Origin of the sequence: Variovorax sp. OV700, assembly GCF_900099805.1 — a bacterium.
Lineage (GTDB): Bacteria > Pseudomonadota > Gammaproteobacteria > Burkholderiales > Burkholderiaceae_C > Variovorax.
The window spans coordinates 201,855-227,241 of record NZ_FNDR01000007.1 but is presented as its reverse complement, the minus strand read 5'-3'; the positions used below and the strand labels follow the sequence as shown (position 1 = coordinate 227,241).

19 protein-coding genes are annotated in these 25,387 nt (G+C 66.2%); 10 read left to right on the top strand and 9 right to left on the bottom strand.

From position 1 onward, the window contains the following. Positions 1-36 precede the first annotated feature (36 nt). The 5 genes from BLR24_RS18230 (at position 37) to BLR24_RS18210 (ending at position 3,696) form a co-directional block, all read left to right on the top strand. Positions 37-1,518 (top strand): protein adenylyltransferase SelO, encoded by a 1,482-nt coding sequence (locus BLR24_RS18230; RefSeq protein WP_093019397.1) that lies wholly within the window; start codon positions 37-39, stop codon positions 1,516-1,518. After that, positions 1,515-1,925 carry a peptide-methionine (R)-S-oxide reductase MsrB gene (gene msrB / locus BLR24_RS18225; protein WP_093019395.1) on the top strand — a complete coding sequence of 137 codons (411 nt, stop codon included), beginning with the start codon at positions 1,515-1,517 and terminating at the stop codon, positions 1,923-1,925. Before BLR24_RS18230 ends, msrB begins: the two co-directional genes overlap by 4 nt. Positions 1,926-1,946: 21 nt before the next feature. Next, positions 1,947-2,489, top strand: coding sequence for a septation protein A (locus BLR24_RS18220; protein WP_093019393.1), 543 nt, complete (start codon positions 1,947-1,949; stop codon positions 2,487-2,489). After that, positions 2,486-2,767: a BolA family protein gene (locus tag BLR24_RS18215; protein ID WP_055806485.1), complete on the top strand. Its 282-nt coding sequence runs from the start codon at positions 2,486-2,488 to the stop codon at positions 2,765-2,767. The genes BLR24_RS18220 and BLR24_RS18215 overlap by 4 nt, the downstream gene beginning before the upstream one ends. A gap of 143 nt (positions 2,768-2,910) precedes the next feature. Further along, positions 2,911-3,696 carry a peptidylprolyl isomerase gene (locus BLR24_RS18210; protein WP_093019391.1) on the top strand — a complete coding sequence of 262 codons (786 nt, stop codon included), beginning with the start codon at positions 2,911-2,913 and terminating at the stop codon, positions 3,694-3,696. Positions 3,697-3,781: 85 nt separating this feature from the next. Here BLR24_RS18210 and purL read toward each other — a convergent pair whose 3' ends face one another. After that, on the bottom strand, positions 3,782-7,777 hold the full coding sequence (gene purL, locus BLR24_RS18205) for a phosphoribosylformylglycinamidine synthase (protein WP_093019389.1): 3,996 nt from the start codon (positions 7,775-7,777) through the stop codon (positions 3,782-3,784). Between the two features lie 238 nt (positions 7,778-8,015). On the opposite strand from purL, the gene map reads away from it, so the two are divergent. From map to BLR24_RS18185, 4 genes are all read left to right on the top strand, one after another. Beyond that, on the top strand, positions 8,016-8,840 hold the full coding sequence (map, locus tag BLR24_RS18200; protein ID WP_093019387.1) for a type I methionyl aminopeptidase: 825 nt from the start codon (positions 8,016-8,018) through the stop codon (positions 8,838-8,840). Between the two features lie 34 nt (positions 8,841-8,874). After that, positions 8,875-11,481, top strand: coding sequence for a [protein-PII] uridylyltransferase (locus tag BLR24_RS18195; RefSeq protein ID WP_093019385.1), 2,607 nt, complete (start codon positions 8,875-8,877; stop codon positions 11,479-11,481). Between the two features lie 84 nt (positions 11,482-11,565). Further along, positions 11,566-13,221, top strand: coding sequence for a phosphoglucomutase (alpha-D-glucose-1,6-bisphosphate-dependent) (gene pgm, locus BLR24_RS18190; protein WP_093019383.1), 1,656 nt, complete (start codon positions 11,566-11,568; stop codon positions 13,219-13,221). 25 nt (positions 13,222-13,246) lie between these two features. Then, positions 13,247-13,648: a PPC domain-containing DNA-binding protein gene (locus BLR24_RS18185; protein ID WP_093019381.1), complete on the top strand. Its 402-nt coding sequence runs from the start codon at positions 13,247-13,249 to the stop codon at positions 13,646-13,648. Positions 13,649-13,717: 69 nt separating this feature from the next. Here the strand turns inward: BLR24_RS18185 and BLR24_RS18180 are convergent, their stop codons facing one another. The 3 genes from BLR24_RS18180 to BLR24_RS18170 are packed head-to-tail and all read right to left on the bottom strand — an operon-like array spanning position 13,718 to position 16,802. After that, entirely contained in the window at positions 13,718-14,776 is a 1,059-nt protein-coding gene (locus BLR24_RS18180) for an amino acid ABC transporter permease (RefSeq protein WP_093019379.1), read from the bottom strand. Continuing rightward, positions 14,773-15,771 (bottom strand): amino acid ABC transporter permease, encoded by a 999-nt coding sequence (locus BLR24_RS18175; protein ID WP_093019377.1) that lies wholly within the window; start codon positions 15,769-15,771, stop codon positions 14,773-14,775. Before BLR24_RS18175 ends, BLR24_RS18180 begins: the two co-directional genes overlap by 4 nt. After that, positions 15,768-16,802 (bottom strand): amino acid ABC transporter substrate-binding protein, encoded by a 1,035-nt coding sequence (locus BLR24_RS18170; protein ID WP_093019375.1) that lies wholly within the window; start codon positions 16,800-16,802, stop codon positions 15,768-15,770. The genes BLR24_RS18175 and BLR24_RS18170 overlap by 4 nt, the downstream gene beginning before the upstream one ends. Positions 16,803-16,976: 174 nt before the next feature. Here BLR24_RS18170 and BLR24_RS18165 point away from each other — a divergent pair, with 174 nt between their 5' ends. Beyond that, positions 16,977-17,372, top strand: coding sequence for a DoxX family protein (locus BLR24_RS18165; RefSeq protein WP_093019373.1), 396 nt, complete (start codon positions 16,977-16,979; stop codon positions 17,370-17,372). Positions 17,373-17,406: 34 nt separating this feature from the next. Here the strand turns inward: BLR24_RS18165 and def are convergent, their stop codons facing one another. From def to smc, 5 genes are all read right to left on the bottom strand, one after another. Beyond that, positions 17,407-17,946 carry a peptide deformylase gene (gene def, locus BLR24_RS18160; protein ID WP_093019371.1) on the bottom strand — a complete coding sequence of 180 codons (540 nt, stop codon included), beginning with the start codon at positions 17,944-17,946 and terminating at the stop codon, positions 17,407-17,409. Between the two features lie 51 nt (positions 17,947-17,997). Then, positions 17,998-18,450 (bottom strand): hypothetical protein, encoded by a 453-nt coding sequence (locus BLR24_RS18155; RefSeq protein WP_093019369.1) that lies wholly within the window; start codon positions 18,448-18,450, stop codon positions 17,998-18,000. 115 nt (positions 18,451-18,565) lie between these two features. Further along, a complete protein-coding gene (ligA, locus tag BLR24_RS18150; RefSeq protein ID WP_093019367.1) occupies positions 18,566-20,650 on the bottom strand; it encodes an NAD-dependent DNA ligase LigA in 2,085 nt (694 codons plus the stop codon). A gap of 22 nt (positions 20,651-20,672) precedes the next feature. Then, positions 20,673-21,776: a cell division protein ZipA C-terminal FtsZ-binding domain-containing protein gene (locus tag BLR24_RS18145; RefSeq protein WP_093019365.1), complete on the bottom strand. Its 1,104-nt coding sequence runs from the start codon at positions 21,774-21,776 to the stop codon at positions 20,673-20,675. Positions 21,777-21,790: 14 nt separating this feature from the next. Next, positions 21,791-25,306 (bottom strand): chromosome segregation protein SMC, encoded by a 3,516-nt coding sequence (gene smc, locus BLR24_RS18140; RefSeq protein WP_093019362.1) that lies wholly within the window; start codon positions 25,304-25,306, stop codon positions 21,791-21,793. Positions 25,307-25,387 lie beyond the last annotated feature (81 nt).

The window sequence follows — 25,387 nt, the reverse complement described above, 5'->3', positions numbered from 1 at the left end:
CGCAAGGGGTTACGCGCTCTGCCGGACAATCCGGGCATGAGCTTGCTTGCCGAAGACACGGTCGCCGCCGACCTGGGACTGCAATGGAAACCCGGATTCCTGGCGCTGGGGCCCGCGTTTCTCACCGAATTGCGGCCGACGCCGCTACCCGATCACTACTGGGTGGGCCACAGTGAAGCGCTGGCGCGCGAGCTCGGCTTGCCGGCCGACTGGCGGCAATCGGACAGCACGCTGGCAGCGCTGACCGGCAACGTCTCCGTGGCGGGAACCCGGCCCTTTGCGACGGTGTACAGCGGTCACCAGTTCGGCGTCTGGGCTGGCCAGCTCGGCGACGGCCGCGCGATCATGCTGGGCGAGACCGCGGGCGGCCTCGAAGTGCAGCTCAAGGGCGCGGGCCGCACCCCCTACTCGCGCGGCGGCGACGGCCGCGCCGTGCTGCGTTCGAGCATCCGCGAATTCCTCTGCAGCGAGGCCATGCACGGCCTTGGCATACCCACCACCCGCGCGCTCTGCGTCACCGGCTCGAACGCCCCCGTGTACCGCGAAGAACCGGAAACTGCGGCCGTGGTGACCCGCGTGGCCCCCAGCTTCATTCGCTTCGGCCACTTCGAGCACTTTGCGGCCAACCAGCGGGACGCCGAGCTGCGGGCCCTGGCCAATTACGTGATCGACCGCTATTACCCGGCCTGCCGCACCACCGAGCGCTTCAACGGCAATGCCTATGCAGCCTTCCTGGAAGCTGTGAGCGAGCGCACCGCCGACCTGCTCGCCCAATGGCAGGCTGTGGGCTTTTGCCACGGCGTGATGAACACCGACAACATGAGCATCCTCGGGCTCACCATCGACTACGGGCCGTTCCAGTTCCTGGACGGGTTCGATCCGCGCCACATCTGCAACCACAGCGACACCAGCGGCCGCTACGCCTTCAACCAGCAGCCCAACGTGGCCTACTGGAACCTGTTCTGCCTGGCGCAGGCACTGCTGCCGCTGATCGGCGACCAGGAAATCGCGGTGGCGGCGCTGGAGTCTTACAAGACGGTGTTTCCGCGGGAGTTCGAAAGCCGCATGCGGGCCAAGCTCGGGCTCACCGATTCGGCCGAAAGCGACCGCGCGCTCATCGAGGGCGTGCTGAAGCTGCTGGCCGCGGAAAAGGTCGACTACACGATCTTCTGGCGCCGACTCTCGCAGCACATGGCCGGCGGCAACGCCGAGCCGGTGCGCGACCTGTTCCTGGATCGCGCCGGTTTCGATGCCTGGCTGCTATTATTTTCAGAGCGCCACGCGCAAGCGTCGCAACCGGAAGCCGCTGATTTGATGCTCAAATCCAATCCGAAGTACGTGTTGAGGAACCACCTGGGGCAGCAAGCCATCGAAGCGGCAGGCCAAAAGGACTTCTCGGGTGTGGCAACCTTGCTGACACTGCTCCAAACCCCATCTGAAGAACATCCCGGTGCCGATGCCTATGCCGGGTTCCCGCCCGACTGGGCCTCCACGATCGCAATCAGCTGCTCATCATGACCACTCCCGTACAGAAAACCGACGCCGAATGGAAAGCCCTGCTCGCTGAAAAAGGCGCGGAGCCCGCGGCCTTCGAGGTGACGCGCCATGCCGCCACCGAGCGCCCCTTCACCGGCAAGTACGAGGCGCACTGGGAGGACGGCACGTACCATTGCATCTGCTGCGGCGCCAAGTTGTTCGAGGCCTCGACCAAGTTCGACGCGGGTTGCGGCTGGCCCAGCTTCTCGGAAGAGGCCGTGCCCGGTGCCATCAAGAACATCGTCGACCGCTCGCACGGCATGGTGCGCACGGAAAACGTCTGTGCGAACTGCGGCGCCCACCTGGGCCACGTGTTCCCCGACGGCCCCACCGAAACAGGCCTTCGCTACTGCATGAATTCCGCCTCGCTGGACTTCCAGAAGAAATAACCAACCTGCCCTCTCCAGCGCATGAAACTGATCCTCGACTTCTTTCCGATCCTGCTGTTCTTCGGCGCCTACAAGCTGGCCGACATCTACACCGCCACCGGCGTGCTCATGGCCGCCACCGTGGTGCAGATGGGCATCACGTACGCCATCGAGCGCAAGCTGCAGGCCATGCAGAAGGCCACGCTGGTGCTGATCCTCTTGTTCGGCACGCTCACGCTGGTGCTGCACGACGACCGCTTCATCAAGTGGAAGCCCACGGTGCTCTACGGCGCCATGGCCATCGCCCTGGCAGTTGCGCTCTGGGCGCTGAAGAAGAACTTCCTCAAGATGCTGCTGGGCTCGCAGCTGCAGCTGCCAGACCGCGTGTGGGGCCGCCTCAACGTGGCGTGGATCGGCTACTGCCTCTTCATGGCGATCATCAACGGCTACGTGGCGGCGTACTTCACCACCGAGGCCTGGGTCAACTTCAAGCTCTGGGGCTATGCGTTTCCGGTCGTCTTCCTTGTGGCACAGGGGCTTTACATCTCGCCGCACCTCAAGGGCGACGACAAGCCTGCCGCATGAACGCAGCAGTGAACCACCCCTTGCCGACGGCGCGCGACCTCGAAGCGGCGCTGCGCGAAGCGCTCCAGCCCACGGTGCTGGAGGTGATCGACGAGAGCAGCGCCCATGCAGGCCATGCCGGCGCCAACGCGGAAGGCCGCGGTACGCATTTCCGGGTTCGCGTTGCTTCCCCACTGTTCGAAGGGAAGCCTCGCGTGGCGCGCCATCGCCTTGTGTATGATGCCCTCCAAGTTTTTATCGCGCAGGGTCTGCACGCCATCGCCATCGAGGTGCTCTGAGTCGTTCGATCAGTTGCATGCCGCCATCCGCCCACATGGCTGCGGCGGCCCGCCCTCCCTTCTTCTTCGATCCGTCGTCTCATCCGCTTTCTTCCACGCGCTCTTTCCCATACGCGCATTTCCCCCAGCCTGATATTCATTCCATGAAAAAACAAATCTTGCAGGCCGTTGCGGCCGCAGCGCTGCTCGGTGCGATTCCTGTGGCGGCCATGGCGCAGAACGCAGCCATCGTCAACGGCAAGCCCGTGCCCAAGGCGCGCATGGACGTGCTGGCCCAGCAGCTGGCGGCAGCCGGCCGGCCGGTCACGCCGGAAATGCAGGGCCAGCTGCGCGAGGAAGTCGTCGCGCGCGAAGTGTTCATGCAGGAAGCGCAGAAACAGGGCCTCGACGCCACCGACGACTACAAGAACCAGCTCGAGCTTGCCCGTCAGGCCATCCTGATTCGCGCGCTGTTCGAGAACTACCGCAAGACCAGCCCGGTCTCGGACGCCGACGTGAAGGCCGAGTACGACAAGTTCGTGGCAGCCAACGGCGGCAAGGAATACAAGGCGCGCCACATCCTGGTCGAAACCGAAGACCAGGCCAAGAAGATCATGGCCGACCTGAAGAAGGGCGCCAAGTTCGAGGACATCGCCAAGAAGCAGAGCAAGGACCCGGGATCGGGCGCTAACGGCGGCGACCTCGACTGGGCCAACCCCGCGAGCTTCGTGCCCGAGTTCTCGGAAGCGATGATCAAGCTCAAGAAGGGTGAAACCACCCCTGCCCCGATCAAGACGCAGTTCGGCTATCACATCATCCGCGTCGACGACATCCGCCAGGCCCAGCTTCCCAAGCTGGAAGAAGTGAAGCCGCAGATCACGCAGCAGCTGCAGCAGCAGCGCCTGCAGAAGTACCAGGAAGAACTGCGCGCCAAGGCAAAGGTCGAATAAGGCTCAGGCCTCTTCGACCTCCCCAAAAAAAACGGCCCACTCGGGCCGTTTTTTCATGCGTGCCGCCGCAGCGGCCGCGAGGTCATCAACCCACCCATTTTCTGGCGTTGCGCCAGATCTGCATCCAAGGGCTCGACTCGCTGCGGTCGCCCGGCGTCCAGCTCATCTGGATGTTGCGGAACACGCGCTCCGGGTGCGGCATGACGGCGGTGAAGCGGCCGTCCGGCGTGGTGACCGACGTCAGGCCGCCTGCGCTGCCGTTCGGGTTGAACGGGTACTGCTCGGTCGGGTTGCCGTGGTGGTCCACGAAGCGCATGGCCGCAATGGCCTTGGCCGCATCGCCGCGGTGCTTGAAGTTGGCATAACCCTCGCCATGCGCCACCGCGATGGGCAGCCGGCTGCCGGCCATGCCCGCGAAGAAGATGCTGGGCGATTCGAGCACCTCGACCATCGACAGGCGTGCCTCGAAGCGCTCGCTCTGGTTGGTGGTGAAGCGCGGCCAGGCTTCGGCGCCCGGAATGATGTCGGCCAGTTCGGCGAACATCTGGCAGCCGTTGCACACGCCCAGGCCGAAGGTGTCTTCGCGACCGAAGAAGGCCTTGAACTGTTCGGCGAGCTTCGGGTTGAAGGTGATGCTGCGCGCCCAGCCGATGCCGGCGCCCAGCGTGTCGCCGTAGCTGAAGCCGCCGCAGGCGACCACGCCCTTGAAGTTGGCGAGGTCCGCCCTGCCCGTTTGCAAGTCGGTCATGTGCACGTCGTAGGCCTCGAAGCCGGCTTCGGTGAAGGCGTAGGCCATCTCGACGTGCGAGTTGACGCCTTGTTCGCGCAGGATGGCGACTTTGGGGCGATGCTGAAGGATTGCGGGGGCGTTGATGCCGCTGCCCTCACCCCTGCCCTCTCCCGGAGGGAGAGGGAGGAAAACGTGCATGCCCGGGTCCGCAGGCACACCGGCGGCGGCGTGTTCGGCGTCGGCGCATGCGGGGTTGTCGCGCTCGCGGGCGATCTTCCAGCTGACCGAATCCCACACCTGGTGAAGGTCGTGCAGCGTGGCGCTGAACACCGACTTGGCGTCGCGCCAGACTTCAAGCTTGCCCTTGCCGGCGTCCATGGTCGAGCTGACGGGCCGCGTCTTGCCGACGAAATGGCTGTGGGCGCTGAGGCCGTGGGCGCGCAGCACCTGCATCACGTCGTTGCGCTCGGCGGTGCGCACCTGCAGCACCATGCCGAGTTCTTCGTTGAAGAGCGCCTTGAGCGTGAGCTCTTCGCGCCGCGCGCTGACCTGCTGCGCCCAGTTCTTGGCGTCGCCGGTTTCCATGCGGCTGTCGGAGATGCCGTCGCCTTCGGTGACCAGCATGTCGACGTTGAGGGCCACGCCCACATGGCCCGCAAAAGCCATTTCACAGGCGGTGGCGAACAGGCCGCCGTCGCTGCGGTCGTGCATGGCGAGGATCTTGCCCTCGGCGCGCAGCGCGTTCACCGCATTGACCAGCGCCACGAGCTGTGCCGGGTCGTCGAGGTCGGGCACCTTGTCGCCACTCTGGTTCAGCGTCTGCGCCAGGATGCTGCCGGCCATGCGGTGCTGGCCCCGACCCAGGTCGATGAGCACGAGGGTCGTGTCGGCCTCTTCGGCATCGAGCTGCGGAGTCAGCGTGCCGCGCACGTCGGCGAGCGTCGCGAATGCGGTCACGATCAGGCTCACGGGCGAAGTGACCTTCTTCGCTTCCCCGCCGTCCTTCCACTGCGTGCGCATCGACAGCGAATCCTTGCCGACCGGAATCGACACGCCCAGCGACGGGCACAGCTCCAGGCCCACGGCCTTGACAGTTTCGTACAGCGCGGCGTCTTCGCCCGATTCGCCGCACGCGGCCATCCAGTTGGCCGAGAGCTTGACGCGCGAAAGCTCGATAGGCGCGGCCAGGAGGTTGGTGATGGCCTCGGCCACGGCCATGCGGCCCGAAGCGGGCGCGTCGAGCGCAGCCAGCGGCGTGCGTTCGCCCATGCTCATCGCCTCGCCCGCAAAGCCCTTGTAGTCGGCCAGCGTGACGGCGCAATCGGCCACGGGCACCTGCCACGGGCCGACCATCTGGTCCCGGTGGCTCAGGCCGCCCACGGTGCGATCGCCGATGGTGATCAGGAAGCGCTTGGAGGCCACGGTCGGGTGCGAGAGCACGTCAATGGCGGCCTTCTGCAGGTCGACGCCGGTCAGGTCGAGCGGCTTGAAGGTTCGGGCGACGGTCTTGACGTCGCGATGCATCTTGGGTGGCTTGCCGAGCAGCACGTCCATCGGCATGTCGACCGGCTGGACCGCGGCGCCTTCATCGGCCACCAGCAGCTGGCGCTCCTCGGTCGCCACGCCCACCACCGAGAACGGGCAGCGCTCGCGCTCGCAGAAGGCCTTGAACTGATCGAGCGATTCCGGCGCGATGGCCAGCACGTAGCGCTCCTGGCTTTCATTGCACCAGATTTCCTTGGGTGCCATGCCCGACTCTTCGAGCGGAACCGCACGAAGGTCGAAGCGCGCACCGCGGCCGGCGTCGTTGGTCAGCTCGGGGAAGGCATTGCTCAGGCCGCCCGCGCCCACGTCATGGATCGCCAGGATCGGGTTGGCCGCGCCCTGCTGCCAGCAATGGTTGATGACCTCTTGCGCGCGGCGCTCGATTTCGGGGTTGCCGCGCTGCACCGAGTCGAAGTCGAGCTCGGCCGCGTTGGCGCCGGTGGCCATCGAGCTGGCGGCGCTGCCGCCCATGCCGATGCGCATGCCGGGGCCGCCAAGCTGGATCAGCAGCGAGCCGGCCGGGAACTGGATCTTCTTCGTCTGGGTGGCGTCGATGCTGCCGAGGCCGCCCGCGATCATGATGGGCTTGTGATAGCCGCGCTGCACGGTGTCGATGTCGCTGGAGACCGTCTGCTCGTATTCGCGGAAGTAGCCCAGCAGGTTGGGCCGGCCGAATTCGTTGTTGAACGCGGCGCCGCCCAGGGGGCCCTCGGTCATGATCTGCAGCGGGCTCGCGATGTGTTCGGGCTTGCCGTAGTGGCCCTCTTCCGGCCAGAGCCTGGACACGGTGAAGCCGGTCAGGCCGGCCTTGGGCTTGGAGCCGCGGCCGGTGGCGCCTTCGTCGCGGATCTCGCCGCCCGCACCGGTCGAGGCGCCCGGAAACGGGGAGATGGCGGTCGGGTGGTTGTGCGTCTCCACCTTCATGAGCACATGGCTCAGAGCGCTATCTTTTTGATAGCCCTGCGAATCCGACCGGGCGACAAAGCGCTCGATCGTCGAGCCTTCCATCACCGAGGCGTTGTCCGCATAGGCAATGACCGTGTGCTGCGGGTTCCGCTTCTCGGTGTGGCGGATCATCGAGAACAGGCTCTGCGGCTGGGCCACGCCGTCGATCGTGAAGGCGGCGTTGAAGATCTTGTGGCGGCAGTGCTCGCTGTTGGCCTGCGCGAACATCATCAGTTCGACGTCGCTGGGGTTGCGCCCCAGGCGGGTGAACGCCTCGACGAGGTAGTCGATCTCGTCCTCGGCCAACGCGAGGCCGAAGCCGGTGTTGGCTGCCACCAAGGCCTCGCGGCCGCCGCCCTGCACGTCGACCTGCGCCATCGGCTGGGCCGGCAGCTCGCTGAACAGGCTCGCGGCCTGCTCCACCGTGGCCAGCACCGATTCGGTCATGCGGTCATGCAACGGACCGGCCACTGCGGCGAGCACGTCGCCCTCGAGCACGGGCGCCTTGCCGATCAGCGGGGCCTTGAGCTTCAGGTGGTACTGCGTGACCCGCTCAACCCGGCGCAGCGCCAGCCCGCAGTTGTGGGCGATGTCGGTGGCCTTGGAAGCCCAGGGCGACACGGTGCCCAGGCGAGGGGTGACGATCACGGAGGTGCCCAACTTGGCCGGGGCTTCGAATGGCTCGCCATAGGTCAGGAGCGCAGCGAAGCGGTCGTGTTCGGCCGCGCCGAGCGCCGCGTCGGTGATCACCAGGTGCACGAAACGGGCGCCGATGCCTTCGATGCGGGGCTCGATGGCCTGCAGCCTGGGCAGCAGCTGCCGCGCGCGGAAATCGCTGAGTGCGCTGCCGCCCTCGAACATGGTTACGACAGGAAGGGCTTGAGGTGCGGGCTGCGTCACGGTCGATGGGGGGCCTTGGGGGCCGCGTTGGGAATCAAGGAATCGAGGCGGACGACCGCTGACTGGGGTCATCCGCGTTAACCCGGCATTTTAGGCCAACGCCGGGCCGTCCCAAGTTGGCTGCCCCCTTGGGGGCAGCGGCGACAGGAAGTGCCCCGCGTTGGGGGCAGGCTCATTCTTCCAATGGGATAATTCCGGGATGAGCATTACCTACAAAGACGCAGCAGGCATCGAGGCCATGCGCGTCGCCTGCCGCCTGGCTTCCGAGGTGCTGGACTACCTCACGCCTTTCATCAAGCCCGGCATCACCACGAACGACGTCGACCGGCTGGCGGCCGAATACATGGTCAAGCAGGGCACGACCTCGGCCACCGTGGGCTACATGGGCGCCAGCAGCGTGCCCTTTCCCAAGTCGCTCTGCACCTCGGTCAACCACGTGGTGTGCCACGGCATTCCGAATGACAAGCCCTTGAAGAAGGGCGACATCATGAACGTCGACGTGACCGTCATCAAGGACGGCTGGTTCGGCGACAACAGCCGCATGTACATCATCGGCGACGCCTCCATTGCCGCCAAGCGCCTGTGCCACATCACCTTCGAAGCCATGTGGCACGGCATCATGCAGGTGCGCCCGGGCGCGCATTTGGGCGACGTGGGCCACGCCATCCAGAAGTTCGCCGAAGGCCAGGGCTATTCGGTGGTGCGCGAGTTTTGCGGCCACGGCGTGGGCCAGCGCTTCCATGAAGAGCCGCAGGTGCTGCACTACGGCCGCCCGGGCACGCTCGAAGAACTCAAGCCCGGCATGATCTTCACCATCGAGCCGATGATCAATGCCGGCAAGCGCGAGGTGAAGGAAGACTTCAGGGGCGGCCAATACGACGGCTGGACCATCGTCACACGCGACCATTCGCTGTCGGCGCAATGGGAACACACGGTGCTGGTCACCGAAACGGGCTACGACGTGCTCACGCTGTCCGAAGGCAGCCCGCCCCTGCCCTCGTTCGTCACTTCCACGAAAACGTGAGCCGCGCGAGCGGCGCACGGCCCCGGACAAAGCCGTGATCGAACCAGCCAAGATCGACGTTGCCACGCTGCGCGAAGCCTATCGCGCGAAGAAGCTGGCGCTGTTCGACACTCTGCGCTTTGCACGTGCGCCCACGCGCAGTGTGCACACCGTGCTGCGCCAGCTGTCGGCCCTGGCCGATCAGACGCTGTGCGTGCTCTGGCACGAAGCCGATTTCGGCGACTCGCTCACGCTGGTCGCCGTGGGTGGCTTCGGCCGCGGCGAACTGTTTCCGTATTCCGACGTCGACGTGCTATTGCTGCTGCCGCCCGAAGGCCACGCCAGCGAAATCGATCCGGCGCGCATCGAGGCCTTCATCGGCCACTGCTGGGACGCCGGGCTCGAGATCGGCTCCAGCGTGCGCACGGTCGACGAGTGCCTGGCCGAAGCCGAGAAAGATGTCACGGTTCAGACCTCGCTGCTTGAATCGCGCTTGATCACAGGCGACAAGAAGCTGTTCGTGGCGTTCCGCAGGCGCTTTGCGAGGGCCATCGATCCGCAGGCGTTCTTCGTGGCCAAGTCGCAGGAAATGCGGCACCGCCACCAGAAGTACGACAGCACGCCCTACGCGCTCGAGCCCAACTGCAAGGAATCGCCGGGCGGCCTGCGCGACCTGCAGACCATTCTCTGGATGACCAAGGCCGCAGGCTTCGGCAACCGCTGGGATGACCTGGCCAAGAATGGCCTGGCAACCTCCTTCGAGGCGCAGCAGATCAAGCGCAATGAAGCCCTGCTCTCGCTGATCCGGGCGCGCCTGCACGTGATTGCCAAGCGGCGCGAAGACCGCCTGGTGTTCGACCTGCAGACGGCCGTGGCCGCGAGCTTCGGTTACGAAGGCGAGTCGCAGCGCAAGTCGAGCGAAGCGTTGATGCGGCGCTACTACTGGGCGGCCAAGGCGGTTTCGCAGCTCAACCAGATCCTGCTGCTCAACATCGCGGAGCGGCTGCAGCCCGTGGACGAGCAGCACACGCCGATCAATGAGCGCTTCTTCGAGCGCGCCGGCCTGATCGAGATTGCGAGCGACGATCTCTACGAGCGCGAGCCGCACGCCATTCTCGAGACCTTTCTTCTCTACCAGAAGACCATCGGCGTACAGGGCCTGTCGGCTCGCACGCTGCGCGCGCTCTACAACGCGCGCCACGTGATGGACAGCAAGTTCCGCAACGATCCGGTCAACCACCAGACCTTCATGCGGATCCTGCTGCAGCCCTACGGCATCACGCATGCGTTCAGGCTCATGAACCAGACCTCGGTGCTGGGGCGCTACCTGCGGGTGTTCCGCAGCATCGTCGGGCAGATGCAGCACGACTTGTTTCACGTCTACACGGTGGACCAGCACATCTTGATGGTGCTGCGCAACGTGCGGCGCTTCTTCATTGCCGAGCACGCGCACGAGTACCCGTTCTGCTCGCAGCTCGCGGCCGGCTGGGACAAGCCGTGGATCCTTTACGTGGCCGCGCTCTTCCACGACATTGCCAAGGGCCGCGGCGGCGACCATTCCACGCTGGGTGCGCGCGACGTGCAGCGCTTCTGCAAGCAGCACGGCATTGCGCGCGAAGATTCCAAACTCATCGAATTCCTCGTGGCCGAGCACCTGGTGATGAGCCAGGTGGCCCAGAAGCAGGACCTGAGCGACCCCGAGGTGATCGGCGCCTTCGCCAAGCGCGTGGGCAACGAGCGCTACCTCACGGCGCTCTACCTGCTGACGGTGGCCGACATCCGGGGCACGTCGCCGCGCGTATGGAATGCCTGGAAAGGCAAGCTGCTCGAAGACCTGTACCGCTACACCCTGCGCGCACTGGGCGGCCGCATGCCCGACCCCGACGCCGAGGTGGAATTGCGCAAGCGCGAAGCGCTGGTGCAGCTGGCGCTGCACGCCCAGCGCTTCGAGGCCCACAAGGCGCTGTGGGACACGCTCGACGTGGGCTATTTCATGCGCCACGACGCCACCGAGATCGCCTGGCATGCCAAGCAGCTATCGCGCTTCGTGCCGCCGCCCAACGTGCCTGTCGACCCCAAGGCGCCGCCGGTCGTGCGCGCGCATCTTTCCCCGGTGGGCGAAGGCCTGCAGGTGGTGGTCTACACGCCCGACCAACCCGACCTGTTCGCGCGCATCTGCGGCTATTTCGACCAGTCGTCGTTCAACATTCTTGACGCAAAAGTACACACCACGAGCAACGGCTACGCGCTCGACACCTTCCAGGTGGTGACCACTTTCCAGCCCGACCACTACCGCGACCTCATCAGCATGGTGGAGTCGGGCCTTGCGCAAACGCTGACCGAAGCCGGCCCCCTTCCCGCACCCAGCGTGGGACGGGTGTCGCGCCGCGTGCGCAGCTTCCCGATCAAGCCGCGCATCAGCCTGCTGCCCGACGACAAGGCGCAGCGCTGGCTGCTCAACATCTCGGCCAGTGACCGCGCGGGGCTTTTGTATTCGGTGGCGCGCGTGCTCGCGCGGCACCACCTGAACCTGCAGCTCGCCAAGATCACGACCCTGGGCGAACGCGTGGAAGACACCTTCCTGATCAGCGGGCCCGAACTGCAGGGCCAGAAGACGCAACTGGCCATCGAGACCGACCTGATGGAAGCGTTGGCCTCTTAGGCCGCTTTCCGCTTGTTTCATTCGCAGGCGCATCCTGCGGCATGATGTTGTCGACTTGATTCAACTCGAACGGCAACACCCGACATGAGCCAGAAAACCAATCCCCTCGCAGGCCAGCCCGCACCGCTGGACCTGCTGGTCAACGTTCCGCGCCTTGTCTCGGCCTATTACACGGGCCGGCCCGATCCCTCGGTTGCCGCGCAGCGCGTGGCATTCGGCACCTCGGGGCATCGCGGTTCCTCCTTCGACAACGGATTCAACGAATGGCATGTGCTGGCGATGAGCCAGGCCATTGCCGACTACCGGCGCCAGAAAAGCATCGACGGCCCGCTGTTCCTCGGCATCGACACGCATGCACTCTCCACGCCGGCCTTCAACAGCGCGGTGGAAGTGCTCGCGGCCAACGGCATCGAGTTGATGCTCTCGAAGGACGACGAGTACACGCCCACGCCGGCCGTCTCGCATGCCATCCTGGTCTACAACCGAGGGCGCACGACAGGGCTGGCCGACGGCATCGTGATCACGCCCTCGCACAATCCGCCCGAAAGCGGCGGCTTCAAGTACAACCCGCCCAACGGCGGCCCGGCGGGCACCGACATCACTTCCGCCGTCGAGTCAGCCGCCAACAAGATGCTGGCAAACGGGCTCGAAGGCGTGAAGCGCATGCCGCTCGCGCAGGCGCTGCGCGCTTCGACCACTCATCGCCACGACTACCTGAACACCTACGTCGAAGACCTTGCGCAGGTGCTCGACATGGATGCGATTCGCGGTGTGGAGATCGACCTGGGCGTCGATCCGCTCGGCGGTGCCGGCGTGCACTACTGGCCCGCCATCGCCGAGCGCTACAAGCTCAAACGCCTTGAAGTGCTCAGCCAGGAGGTCGACCCCACCTTCCGCTTCATGTCGCTCGACTGGGACGGCCGCATCCGCATGGACCCGTCCTCGCCCGACGCGATGCACAAGCTGATCGCGCTGAAAGACCGCTTCGGCATCGCCTTTGCCTGCGACACCGACCACGACCGCCATGGCGTGGTCTCGCGCAGCACGGGCCTGATGCAGCCGAACAGCTACCTCGCGGTGATGATCGATTACCTCTACACGCACCGCCCGCAGTGGCCGGCGCAAGCGGCCGTCGGCAAGACGGTGGTGAGCAGCCAGATGATCGACCGCGTCACGGCCCGGCTCGGCCGCAAGCTCCACGAGGTGCCGGTCGGCTTCAAGTGGTTCGTCGATGGGCTGGTGGACGGCTCGCTGGGCTTCGGCGGAGAGGAAAGCGCGGGTGCGACCTTCCTGCGTTTCGACGGCTCGGCATGGACCACGGACAAGGACGGCATCGTGCCCGCGTTGCTCTCGGCCGAGATTGCCGCTCGCACCGGGCGCGACCCGGGCGAGCGCTACGCCGAGCTGACGCAGGCGCTGGGCCAGCCGGTGTCCGACCGCGTCGATGCGGCAGCCACCGTCGAGCAGAAAAAGAAACTGTCCAATCTGTCGCCGCAGCAGGTCAGCTCGACCGAGTTGGCAGGCGACAAGATCGAGGCCGTGCTGAGCCATGCGCCGGGCAACGGCGCAGCCATCGGCGGTGTGAAGGTCGTCACCGGCAACGGCTGGTTCGCCGCGCGGCCCTCCGGCACCGAGAACATCTACAAGATCTACGGCGAAAGCTTCAAGGGTGCGGAGCACCTGGGTCGCATCCTCGAAGAGGCGCAGCAGTTGGTGGACAAGGCGCTGTCGGTGGGCTGAGGCCAGACAGCACAAACCGCCCGACATGCATGCACACTCGCTGCGCCTGAACCCCGGCGACGACCTGCGCGCCGCGCTCGATGCGGCGCTGAGGCAACGTGGCGCCGAAGCCGCCTTCGTGGTCTCCGGCATCGGCAGCCTCCGTGGCGCATGCATCCGGTACGCCGGAGCGGAAACCGCTTCGGTGCTCCAAGGTGATCTTGAAATACTCACGCTGTCCGGCACGCTCTCGCCGGACGGATCCCATCTGCACATCAGCGTGTCGGACGGTGCGGGCCAGGTCCGGGGTGGCCATGTCGCGCCGGGCTGCACGGTGCGCACCACGGCCGAGATACTGATCGCCTGGTTGCCCGAGTGGCGCTTCGTCCGTGAGCAGGATCCAGCGACCGGCTATGCCGAACTGATGCCGCGATCCAGAAAGACCTGAGCCCAAGCGAGCTGGCGACAACTCGCGGAGTAGTGCGGCGTCTTGTTTGGTCGCAGCAGGCAGCACGCCTCAGGTCGGCGCGCTCGCCAGCCTTCGCTCCAGCCACACGCTGTAGCGCGAGAGCCCGAAGCACAGCACCCAATACACCGCCGCAATGAAAAGGTAGCCCTCCAGATAGAACGGCCGCCAGACCGGGTCGCCTCCGAGCGCCAGACCCAGCGCGCCGGTGAGCTCGAACAGCCCCACCACCGTGACCAGCGAAGTGTCTTTCAGCGTGCCGACCACGTTGTTGGTCAGCGCGGGCACCACGAGCCGCAGGGCCTGGGGCAGAACGATGTCCCGCTGCACGGGCCAGCGTCCGAAGCCCAGTGCCATCGCCACCTCGGTCTGCCCGCGTGGCACGGCTTGCAGGCCACCGCGGATGATCTCGGCCAGGTAGGCCGCCACGAACAGCGCCAGGCCCGCGAGCACGCGCACCAGCACGTCGGGCTGCCAGCCAGCGGGCCACAGCAGCGGCAGCAGGAAAGAGGCCATGAACAGCACAGAAATCAGCGGCACACCGCGCACCAGCTCGATGTAGCTCGCGCTCAGCGTGCGCACCACCGGCCAGCCCGAGCGGCGCCCGAGTGCCAGCAGCAGTGCCAGCGGAAAAGCCAGCGCCAGACCCACCACCGCAAGGCCGATGGTGAGCGGCAGTCCGCCCCAGCGGCTCGTCGGCACGGCGTGGAGGCCGAGCACGCCGCCGCGCATCAGCAGCACGAAGAGCAGCAGCGCCACCGCCCAGAGCGGCAGCAGCCACCAGCGCCAGCTGCGCGGCCAGGCGCTCAGCACCGTGACGGCCGACAGCAGGACCACCGCGATGGCCGGGCGCCATTGCTCTTCATAGGGGAAGCGGCCGAACAGCATCGGCCGCCATTTCTCGGCCACCACGCCCCAGCAAGCGCCGTGCTGCACCGCGCGGCAGGCTTCTGCATCGGGCCGGAACACCGCGTGCACCACGCCCCATTCGACGACATGGAAGCCGCCCCACGCGAGCAGCGCGATCAACGCCACGGTGGCCAATGCGCGCAGCGGCGACCCCCAGAGCTCACTGCGCCAGGCGATGGGCCCTTGCGCGACGTTTCTCATCGCCAGCCTCTGAGAGCGACGCGCGCGTTGTAGCGGTTCATGACGAAGGAAATCAACAGCGACAGCAGCAGGTAGACAGCCATGATGATGGCGATGCACTCGAAGGCGCGGCCGTTCGAGCCGATGGTGGTGTTGGCCACCGACACCAGTTCCGGATAGCCCACGGCCACCGCGAGCGACGAATTCTTGGTGAGGCTGAGCAGCTGGTTGGTGAGCGAAGGCACGATCACTCGCAGCGCCTGCGGCAGGATCACGATGCGAAGCTGCTGCACCGATGTCAGGCCCAGCGCCTGCCCGGCCAACACCTGCCCTTGCGATACGGAGAGGATGCCGGCGCGCACGATCTCCGCCACGAAAGCCGCGGAATAGAAGGACAGCCCTGCGACGATGGTCACGTATTCCGGGCTCAGCGCCGCGCCGCCGCTCACGCCGAAGTCGCCCTTCTCGGGCCATTCGAAGTGCGTGGGCCACCAGCTGCCCTCGCCCGACGCGGGCCAGGGCACGCTGAGCCCGCCCTTGCTGAGCCACACACCGGGGAGCAGGCGCACGGGCTCGGTCGGGTCGGGCAACAGGTTGGCCATGGCAAAAGCCAGCATCAGCAACTGCACCAGCAGCGGCACGTTGCGCAGCAGTTCGACGTACGCCGTGCAGATGCCGCGCAGCAGCACATGCGGCGCGAGTCGGCCAATGCCGATCAGGGTGCCGAGCACGACCGAAAAAATGGCGGCGGGCACCGAGGCGCGCACCGTGTTGATCAGGCCCGCCACGAAGGCGCGCCAGAACGGCTGGCTGGCATCGAAGTCGAGCCAGCCTTCGCTGATGGAGAAGCCCGCGGGCTCGGTCAGAAAGTCGAAGCCCGACCGCACGCCGCGCGCGCGCAGCACTTCGAGCGCATGGTGCACCACCCAGAAGGCGCCGGCCACGACGGCCAGCACCAGCAGCGCCTGGACGACCCAGGCCAGCCAGGCGCCGCGGCGCGAGGCCCCGCCGCTCATCGAACCGGGGGTGCGTAGATCAGGCCGCCCTTGTTCCAGAGGTTGTTGGAGCCGCGCGGCAGCTTGAGCACCGACTTGGGCCCGACGTTGCGCTCGAACATTTCGCCGTAGTTGCCGACGGCCTTGATGGCACGGAACGACCAGTCCTTGTCGAGGCCCAGCAGCTTGCCCAGGTCTTCACCGGTGCCGACCAGGCGCTGCTGCCCCGGGTCCTTGCTGTTGGCCTTGAGCTCGTCGGCATTGGCCTGCGTGACGCCGAACTCTTCGGCCTCGATGAGCGCGTTGGGCACCCACTTGGCAATGGCAAACCATTCGTCGTCGCCGCGGCGCACCAGCGGCGCGAGCGGCTCCTTCGAGATCAGCTCAGGCAGGATGACGTAGTCGTCGGGGTTCGGTGCTTCCTTGTTGCGCAGGCCCGCCAGCGCCGAGGCGTCGGTGGTGAAAGCCTGGCAACGGCCCGAGAAGAAGGCCTTGAACGAAGCCTCGAAGCTTTCGAACACGACGGTCTTGACCGGGATGTTCTGGGCCCGGAAGTAGTCGGAGACGTTCTTCTCGTTGGTGGTGCCCGACTGCGTGCAGATGGTGGCGTTCTTGAGCTGCTTGGCGCTCGTCACCTTGAGCTTCTTCGGCACCAGGAAGCCCTGGCCGTCGTAGTAGGTGATGGTGGTGAAGTTGAAGCCCAGCGACGCGTCGCGCGTGAGCGTCCAGGTGGTGTTGCGCGCGAGGATGTCGATCTCGCCGGCCTGCAGGGCCGAGAAGCGCTGCTGCGAATTGAGCGGCACGAAGTCGACCTTCTTGGGGTCGCCCAGCACGGCTGCTGCAATCGCGCGGCAGGTATCGACGTCCAGCCCGGACCAGTTGCCCTGCGTATCGGGCGCGGAAAAACCGGCCACGCCATTGGTCACGCCGCACTTGACGGTGCCGCGCTGCTTGACGGCATCGAGGGTCTTGCCGGCAAAGGCGGGAGCGGCCGCGGCAAGCGCCACGACGGATGCGGCCGCGGCAAGCGCGGGACGAAATCGGCTCTTCATTGGTGTGTTCTCCTCAACTGTAGGCAAAAGGCAGTGTACGGGGCTGCGCGCTACTCTGCCAAAGAACGGACAGTTGAATGCATATGCCGCAAGCCGCTTGCGGTGGGCTTTTCTCGGCCGCCGCATTCACTAACATACGGCCCTTCAATCACTCTCTCACCAAGGAATCCGCTCATGACCAAATCCGACGACACCGGCAAGCTCGTTCTGCGCGTTGCACTCGGCATCCTCATCCTGTTGCATGGCATTGCGAAGGTCGGCAAGGGCGTCGACGGCATTGGCGGCATGCTGGCGTCCCATGGGCTGCCGGCGGCCCTGGCCTACCTGATCTACGTCGGAGAGATCATCGCGCCGGTGTTGCTCATCGTGGGCCTGTTCACGCGGCCGGCGGCGCTGATCGTCGCGATCAACATGGTGGTGGCAATCTGGCTGGTGCACCAGAAGGACATCGGCACGCTCAATAGCCAAGGCGGCTGGGCGCTGGAACTGCAGGGCATGTTCCTGTTTGCCGCGCTGGCCATCAGCCTGTTTGGCGGCGGCCGATTCGGCCTGGGCGGCAAATACAACTGACCTCATGAGCCGGCCGCGAGCCGGCTTTTTCTTTTCAGTCGTCGTCGTTGGCGTCGAGCCCTGGAAACAGTACGTCGGTATAGCCGAAGCGCGAGAAATCGCGCACGCGCATCGGGTAGAGCTTGCCCAGCAGGTGATCGACCTCGTGCTGAACCACGCGCGCATGAAAACCGCTGGCGATGCGGTCGATGGGATCGCCATAAGGGTCGAAGCCGGTGTAGCGGATGTTCGCAAAGCGCGGCACCACGCCGCGCAGGCCCGGCACCGACAGGCACCCTTCCCAGCCCTCTTCTTCCTCTTCGCCGATCGGGGTGATGACCGGGTTCAGAAGCACGGTGCGGGGCACCGGCGGCGCATCAGGGTAGCGGGGATTGACAACGTCTGTGCCGAAGATCACGAGCTGCTGGTCGACGCCGATTTGCGGCGCCGCCAAGCCGGCCCCGTTGACCGCCTGCATGGTCTCGAACATGTCGCGCACCAGGAGGTGCAGTTCGTCAGTGTCGAAGGCGGCCACCGGCTGCGCAATGCGCAGCAGCCGGGGGTCGCCCATTTTGAGGATTTCACGGATGGCCATGGCGGGATTATCGCGACCGCCAGGGCCGCTCACCGGCCCACCTTTCGAGAATCAGGGAGGGGTTTGACCCTTGGAGTCGGGCGACGTATACAGCTTCTGATCGCCGCGCGGCGGCTGCGACCGGTACTGCGGCAACGGCGAACCGCCCGACGGCGCCACGGCCGCACCACCGGAATGGCGGCCACCGCCGCCCCAACCCGGACGCGACGGCACGGGCACCGGCACAGGCACAGGCACTGGCCGCGCGACAGGATAGCCCGGCCTGCCGTAGTAAGGCCGGCCGCCGTCGTAGTATGGCCGCCCGCCGTAGTAAGGACGGCGGCTTTCGTAGTAGCCGCCGCCTTCGATGTAGACGGGCGCCGGCTGAACGACCACCGGATTGTCGTAATACGGCTGCGAGTAGCCCCCGCTGTAGTAGGGGTCGGCAGGAACGCCTACGCAGCCACCGAGCAGCGCAATGCCGCCGATGGCGACGCAAGTACCAAGAACACGAATCTTTTGCATAAGGGACTCCTTGTCAGCCTTCTGTTTTATCAACGCCAGCTTGTAGACCCTGTTGACTGCGCCGGTGTGAAGGCACGTAACGAGCGGTAAGAACACCGCGCCGGCGCCCCTCTTTTCAACCCGGGACGCCATTGGCGAGTATGTCTAGCATCCCCGCCTCGTCGATCACATTGACGCCAATCTCTCGAGCCTTGTCGAGCTTGCTGCCTGCCTCCTCCCCGGCCACCAGGTAGCTTGTCTTCTTGCTGACCGAGCCTGCCACCTTGGCACCGGCGGCTTCCAATTTATCCTTCGCCTCGTCCCTGCTGAGCGTAGGAAGGGTGCCGGTGATCACGAAGGTCAAGCCCGCCAGTGGCTTGGGTGCGCGCGCGGCGGGCTCGCCCTCTTCCCATGTCAGCCCGCAGGCCCGCAGCTGCTCGACCACTTCGCGGTTGTGCGGCTGATCGAAGAAGGTGCGGAGGCTCTGCGCGACCACCGGCCCCACGTCGTTGACCTCGAGCAACTGCACTTCGGTCGCGTCCATGATCGCGTCGAGCTTGCCGAAATGCTTGGCCAGGTCTTTCGCGGTGCTCTCGCCCACATGCCGGATGCCAAGGCCGAACAGGAAGCGCGGCAGCGTGGTCTTCTTGGAGGCCTCGAGCGCATCGACGATGTTCCTGGCCGACTTCTCGGCCATGCGGTCCAGGCCCGCGAGCGTCGTGAAGCCGAGCCTGTAGAGGTCGGGCAAGGTGCGGATCAGGTTGGCATCGACCAGTTGTTCGACCAGCTTGTCGCCGAGCCCGTCGATGTCGACGGCGCGGCGGGCCGCAAAGTGCAGGATGGCTTCCTTGCGCTGGGCGCCGCAGAACAGGCCACCGGTGCAGCGGTAGTCGACCTCGCCTTCTTCCCGTAGCGCCTCCGAACCGCACACCGGACACTGGTGCGGCATGGTGAACAGCGGACCACGCTCGGAGTCGGGCCTGGCCAGGCTCTCCGGCACCACGCCGACCACTTCGGGAATCACATCGCCGGCGCGGCGCACGATGACCTTGTCGCCCACGCGCACATCCTTGCGACGCGCTTCGTCTTCGTTGTGCAGCGTGGCGTTGGTCACGGTCACGCCGCCGACGAAGACGGGCGCGAGCTTGGCGACCGGCGTGAGCTTGCCCGTACGGCCCACCTGCACTTCGATGCCGAGCACGTCGGTGATCTGCTCCTGCGCCGGGTACTTGTGCGCCACGGCCCAGCGCGGCTCGCGCGAGACGAAGCCCAGCCGACGCTGCAGCTCGAGGCTGTCGACCTTGTAGACCACGCCGTCGATGTCGTAGGGCAAGGCGTCGCGCTGACGCCCGATGTTTTCGTGAAATGCTATCAATTCAATAGCACCTCTCGCCCGCGCAGTTTGCTTCGCCACCGGGAATCCCCATGCGTCGAACTGCTGCAGCCAATCGAACTGCGTTGAAAATTCCGGCCCGCCTTCGCTGGCGGGCGTGACCTCGCCGAGTCCATAGGCAAAAAAGCTCAGTGGACGCGCCGCCGCAATGGCCGGATCGAGCTGGCGCACCGCGCCGGCCGCCGCATTGCGCGGGTTGACGAACACCTTTTCGTTCTTCTGCCCGGCCGCGATCTTTTCACGCTGGCGTTCGTTGAGTGCCTCGAAGTCGGCGCGCTTCATGTAGATCTCGCCGCGTACTTCGACCACGGGCGGTGCCTTGCCGTCGAGCCGCAGCGGAATCTCGCGCACCGTGCGGATGTTCTGCGTGACCTCTTCGCCGATTTCGCCGTCACCGCGCGTGGCGGCCTGCACCAGCACGCCGTTTTCGTAGCGCAGGTTCATGGCCAGACCGTCGAACTTGAGCTCGCAGACGTACTCGACCTGGGGACCGTCTTCGGCCAGGCCGAGCTCCTTGCGCACGCGGGCGTCGAAGGCACTGGCGCCACCGGGCGTGATGTCGGTCTCGGTGCGAATCGACAGCATCGGCACCCTGTGGCGCACCTTGGTGAAGCCGTCGAGCACCTTGCCGCCCACGCGCTGCGTCGGCGAGTCGGGCGTGCGCAAATCGGGAAATTCCGCCTCAAGGGCCTGCAGTCGCTGGAACAGCCTGTCGTACTCCGCGTCGGGCAGCTCGGGCGCGTCGAGCACGTAATAGAGGTGGGCGTGCTTGTGAAGCTGTTCGCTCAGTGCGGCGGCTTCGCGTGCCGCTTCGTCGCGCGTTGTCATGGGTGTCTCCCGAACGATCGGATCAGCTGAAGAGGCGGCGCGCCAGCGGCGAGCCGGCGGCCAGGTCGCGCGACTCGAGCGTGTCGTAAAGCTGCTCGAGGTCGGCGCCGATGGCATCCATGGTTTCATCGCGCAGCAGTTGCCCGTCGCTGTCAGTCACCACGCCGTCCATCTCGCGCGCCAGCGTGGCGGCGGCCTCGCGCATGCGGCGGAACGGCTCCTCGGTGCGATCGACCTGCGGCACGTCCAGGCTCAGGCTGAGCTCGCGGATGGCCGATTGCGCGGGATCGTCGGCCAGCGCGGCCTGGGTGTCGAATGAGAGTCCGAGGATCGGCGGCAAGCCGGCTTCGCTGGTGGGCAGCACCATGCGGCCCGGAATAATGCCCGCCACGAAACCCAGCCGGGCCGCGTTCTGCTGCACGTAGCCCGGGCTCCAGGCCGCGTGCAGTGCGCGCAGCACAAAGCCCAGCTGGGCATCGTGCGCGCTGGCGAACTGGTCGAGTTCGCGGGCGCGAGCCACTTCGTCGAGCATCTCGGGAAACTCGAGCGCACCGTTCACGGCATCCGCAAAGGCCTGTGCCTTGACGACGAATTCGGAGTATTCGATCTCGTTGAGCGCACCGGTGCGATTGGCCAGCTGCACGCCCACTTGGAACGCGCTGTAGCGCTGCCCCGGCACGGGCGGCTCCCACTGGCCGGTGTGCTCGTTCAGGCCTTCGATGGCCACGGGCTTGCTGCCCGCGCGGCGCGTGGAGGGCATGGCCGCAATCGCCGCATCGCCCGAGGCAAGCCCGTCGAGCGAGACCGGTGCGATCACGTCGATGAGCGGATCGAGTCCGCCGCGCCGCTCGGCCGTCGGGACGGGGGTGGCGCCCGGCGCGGGCAGATCGGGATCGAACAGCGGTTCGTGGCGCTCATGGCCCGGCACCTGGTGTGGATCGACGTGCAGCATCGGCTCCACGCCACCGGAAGATGACGAGGGCCGATCGGCATCGGGCGACAAGTCGAGGTCCCGGGCATCCGGCTGCCGCGGCGCATTGCGGCGCGAGGTCACTGTGTTGAAGGCAACGACGGCCGCGAGAACGAGACCGCCGAGGATGGCCAGGGCGAGAGTGAGATTGCTCATGCGTGCTGCTCGGCTTAAGCAGCTTCGACCATGGATGCGGCCGCTTCCATGTCGACCGCGACGATGCGCGAGACGCCCTGCTCCTGCATGGTGACACCGATCAGCTGCTCGGCCATTTCCATGGCGATCTTGTTGTGACTGATGAAGAGGAACTGGGTTTCGCGGCTCATGGCGGTCACGAGTTTGGCATAGCGTTCGGTGTTCGCGTCGTCCAGCGGCGCGTCCACTTCGTCGAGCAGGCAGAAAGGCGCCGGGTTGAGCTGGAAGATTGCGAACACCAGCGCGATGGCCGTGAGCGCTTTTTCCCCGCCCGACAGCAGATGGATGGTCTGGTTCTTCTTGCCGGGCGGCTGCGCCAGCACCTGCACGCCGGCATCCAGGATTTCGTCGCCTGTCATCACCAGCCGCGCATTGCCGCCGCCGAAAAGCTCGGGGAACATGCGGCTGAAGTGCTCGTTGACGATCTTGAAGGTGCCGCCGAGAAGCTCGCGCGTTTCGCCATCGATCTTGCGGATGGCGTCTTCGAGAGTGCCGATGGCTTCGTTCAGGTCGGCGGACTGCGCATCGAGGAATGTTTTGCGCTCGCTGGCCACGGCAAGCTCGTCGAGCGCCGCCAGGTTCACCGCACCCAATGCCACCACTTCGCGGTTCAGGCGGTCGATCTCGCCTTGCAGGCCCGCGAGACGAACCTTGTCGGTTTCGATCGACAGCGCAACGGCTTCGAGGTCGGCGCCGGCATCGTCGAGCAACTGCTGATACTGCTCGACACCGAGGCGGGCGGCCTGTTCCTTGAGCTGGAATTCGGTGATGCGCTGACGCAGCGGATCGAGTTCGCGCTCGAGCTGCAGCCGGCGTTCGTCGCTGGCACGCAGCTTCATCGTGAGGTCGTCGTACTGGCTGCGCGCGGCACCCAGAGCGGCTTCGCGTTCGAGCTTCAGGGCCAACGCATCCTGCAGGCCGGCCTGGGCCGCCGCATCCGACAGGCGGCCGAGCTCGGCCCTGGCGCGCTCGTCTTCGTCAGTGAGGGCCACCACCTGCTGCGATGCGGTTTCGATCGCGCGATTCAGCTCGCCGCGGCGCGCTTCGAGCGTGCGCTGCGAGAAGGTGGCTTCCTGCGCCTGCCGTTCGAGGCTGCGGTGCTGCTCGCGGCTGGCAGTCAATGCACGGCCGGCTTCGATCACGCGCTCGTCGAGTTCCGCGTGCCGTTCCTGGCTGTCGGCGAGCTGCATGTCGAGCTCTTCGAAGCGGCCTTCGGCGGCCATGCGCTTTTCCTGCAGCTCTTCCAATTGCGCGTCGACTTCGGCAAGGTCGGTGGCCAGTTGTTCGCTGCGTGCGCGGGTCTGTTCGGCCAGCTGCGTCATGCGCAGCGTTTCCACCTGCAGTTCATGCGCGCGGGATTGCGTTTCTGCCGCTTCACGGCGCGCGGCCACGAGGCGCTGTGCGGCCTCGGCATAGGCGGCTTCGGCACGCACCAGGGCCGTGCGCGCTTCTTCGCTGATGAGCGTCTGCGCGCGCAGCTGGCGCTCGAGGTTTTCCATTTCCTGCTGGCGCGCCAGCAGGCCGGCCTGTTCGGAATCGGGGGCGTAGAAATTCACGCTGTGCGAAAACACGGCGTGGCCGCTCTGCACATAAATGACCTCGCCCGGCTTCAGTGTGGCGCGCTGGGCGAGCGCCTCCTCGAAGCTCTGCGCGGTGTAGCAGCCGTGGAGCCAGTCCGTCATCAACGCCTGCAGGCCCGCGTCGTTCAGGCGCAGCAGGCTCGACAGGCGAGGCAGCGTGCCGCCGTCTTGCGATACGCCGGCCGCCGGGGGGCTGTAGAACGCCAGCTTGGCGGGCGGCGCGTCGTTGCCGAAGGCGCGCACCATGTCGAGCCGGCTGACTTCGAGCGCGCCCAGGCGCTCGCGCAACGCCGCTTCGAGCGCGTTTTCCCAGCCTTGCTCGATGTGGATGCGGCTCCACAGGCCTTGCATGCCTTCGAGCCCGTGCTTGGCAAGCCAGGGCGCGAGCTTGCCGTCGGTCTTTACCTTTTCCTGCAGCGCACGCAGCGCCTCGAGCCGCGCCGAAAGTTCGGCATGGCGCGCACCTTCGGTGTTGACGGCCTGCTGCTTCGAGCGGCGGTCGTCGTCGAGCTGCGGCACCGATTCCTGCAGTTCGTGCAGGCGGGCGTCGGCTTCGCTCGCAGCTTCCTGTGCGGCCGCATGCTCCTCCTGCATGGACTGCAGGCGGGCTTCGTCGGGCGCGGCCAGCGCGTTCTGATCGGCACGCAGACGTTCGCTGCGCTGCGTGAGCTGCCGGCTCTGGTCTTCGATGTTGCGTTGGTCGGCGGCCAGCACCTGGATCTGCTGCTGGACCTGGCCGACGGCGGCGCGTTGCGTGTTGGCTTCGTTCTGGGCCCGCTGCACGGCTTCCTCGAGCTCGGGCATGCGCGCGTCGTGCTCTTCGAGCTGCGCGGCCAGCAGCACGGCCTGCTCCTCGGCGTCGACGCCCTGGCCGGCCAGGGTTTCGATTTCTGCCTCGGCCTCTTCGCGGCGGCGGCCCCATTGGCCCATTTGCTCGCGCAACTGGACGAGCCGCTGCTCCACGCGCTGGCGGCCTTCGACCACGAAGCGGATCTCGCCTTCGAGGCGGCCGACTTCGGCGCTGGCTTCGTAGAGCTTGCCCTGGGCCTGGTTGACCTGGTCGCCGGCACCGTAGTGGGCCTGGCGCACGGTTTCGAGTTCGGCCTCGATGCGGCGCAGGTCGGCGGTGCGCGATTCGAGGTCGTTGATCGCCTTTTCGGAATCGGCCTTGATCTTGGCCTGGTCGGCGTCGCTTTCACTGCGCTTCAGGAACCACAGCTGGTGCTGCTTCTTCGTGGCATCGCCCTGCAGCATGTTGTAGCGCGCGGCCACCTCGGCCTGCTTCTCGAGCTTTTCGAGATTGGCATTCAGTTCACGAAGAATGTCTTCGACGCGCGTGAGGTTCTCGCGCGTGTCGCCCAGGCGGTTCTCGGTTTCGCGCCGGCGCTCCTTGTACTTGGAGACGCCCGCCGCCTCTTCGAGGAACAGGCGCAGCTCCTCGGGCTTGGATTCGATGATTCGGCTGATCGTGCCCTGTCCGATGATGGCGTAGGCGCGCGGGCCGAGGCCCGTGCCGAGGAACACGTCCTGCACGTCGCGGCGGCGCACCGGCTGGTTGTTGATGTAGTAGCTGCTGGTGCCGTCGCGCGTGAGCACGCGCCGCACCGCAATTTCGCCGAACTGGTTCCATTGCCCGCCCGCGCGATGGTCGGCGTTGTCGAACACCAGTTCCACGCTCGAACGGCTGGCCTGCTTGCGCGTGGTCGTGCCGTTGAAGATCACGTCCTGCATCGACTCGCCGCGCAGCTCCGACGCCCGCGACTCGCCCAGCACCCAGCGCACCGCATCCATGATGTTCGACTTGCCGCAACCGTTGGGCCCGACAACGCCGACCAATTGGCCTGGCAGCAGGAAGTTGGTGGGTTCGGCGAACGACTTGAAGCCCGAAAGCTTGATGGAATTAAGACGCACGACTTGTCGGCCTGCCTTGGCGTAGCGCCAAGGTATTGATTTGTAAGGAAAATTGCACGGGCCCGCCGCTCAAAGCAGGCC

Bases quoted from the DNA above. Each gene is read 5' to 3' on its own strand.
- BLR24_RS18230 (WP_093019397.1), top strand. From the start codon at position 37: ATGAGCTTGCTTGCCGAAGACACGGTCGCCGCCGACCTGGGACTGCAA.
- msrB (WP_093019395.1), top strand. From the start codon at position 1,515: ATGACCACTCCCGTACAGAAAACCGACGCCGAATGGAAAGCCCTGCTC.
- BLR24_RS18220 (WP_093019393.1), top strand. From the start codon at position 1,947: ATGAAACTGATCCTCGACTTCTTTCCGATCCTGCTGTTCTTCGGCGCC.
- BLR24_RS18215 (WP_055806485.1), top strand. From the start codon at position 2,486: ATGAACGCAGCAGTGAACCACCCCTTGCCGACGGCGCGCGACCTCGAA.
- BLR24_RS18210 (WP_093019391.1), top strand. From the start codon at position 2,911: ATGAAAAAACAAATCTTGCAGGCCGTTGCGGCCGCAGCGCTGCTCGGT.
- purL (WP_093019389.1), bottom strand. From the start codon at position 7,777: ATGTTCGAGGGCGGCAGCGCACTCAGCGATTTCCGCGCGCGGCAGCTG.
- map (WP_093019387.1), top strand. From the start codon at position 8,016: ATGAGCATTACCTACAAAGACGCAGCAGGCATCGAGGCCATGCGCGTC.
- pgm (WP_093019383.1), top strand. From the start codon at position 11,566: ATGAGCCAGAAAACCAATCCCCTCGCAGGCCAGCCCGCACCGCTGGAC.
- BLR24_RS18185 (WP_093019381.1), top strand. From the start codon at position 13,247: ATGCATGCACACTCGCTGCGCCTGAACCCCGGCGACGACCTGCGCGCC.
- BLR24_RS18180 (WP_093019379.1), bottom strand. From the start codon at position 14,776: ATGAGAAACGTCGCGCAAGGGCCCATCGCCTGGCGCAGTGAGCTCTGG.
- BLR24_RS18175 (WP_093019377.1), bottom strand. From the start codon at position 15,771: ATGAGCGGCGGGGCCTCGCGCCGCGGCGCCTGGCTGGCCTGGGTCGTC.
- BLR24_RS18170 (WP_093019375.1), bottom strand. From the start codon at position 16,802: ATGAAGAGCCGATTTCGTCCCGCGCTTGCCGCGGCCGCATCCGTCGTG.
- BLR24_RS18165 (WP_093019373.1), top strand. From the start codon at position 16,977: ATGACCAAATCCGACGACACCGGCAAGCTCGTTCTGCGCGTTGCACTC.
- def (WP_093019371.1), bottom strand. From the start codon at position 17,946: ATGGCCATCCGTGAAATCCTCAAAATGGGCGACCCCCGGCTGCTGCGC.
- BLR24_RS18155 (WP_093019369.1), bottom strand. From the start codon at position 18,450: ATGCAAAAGATTCGTGTTCTTGGTACTTGCGTCGCCATCGGCGGCATT.
- ligA (WP_093019367.1), bottom strand. From the start codon at position 20,650: ATGACAACGCGCGACGAAGCGGCACGCGAAGCCGCCGCACTGAGCGAA.
- BLR24_RS18145 (WP_093019365.1), bottom strand. From the start codon at position 21,776: ATGAGCAATCTCACTCTCGCCCTGGCCATCCTCGGCGGTCTCGTTCTC.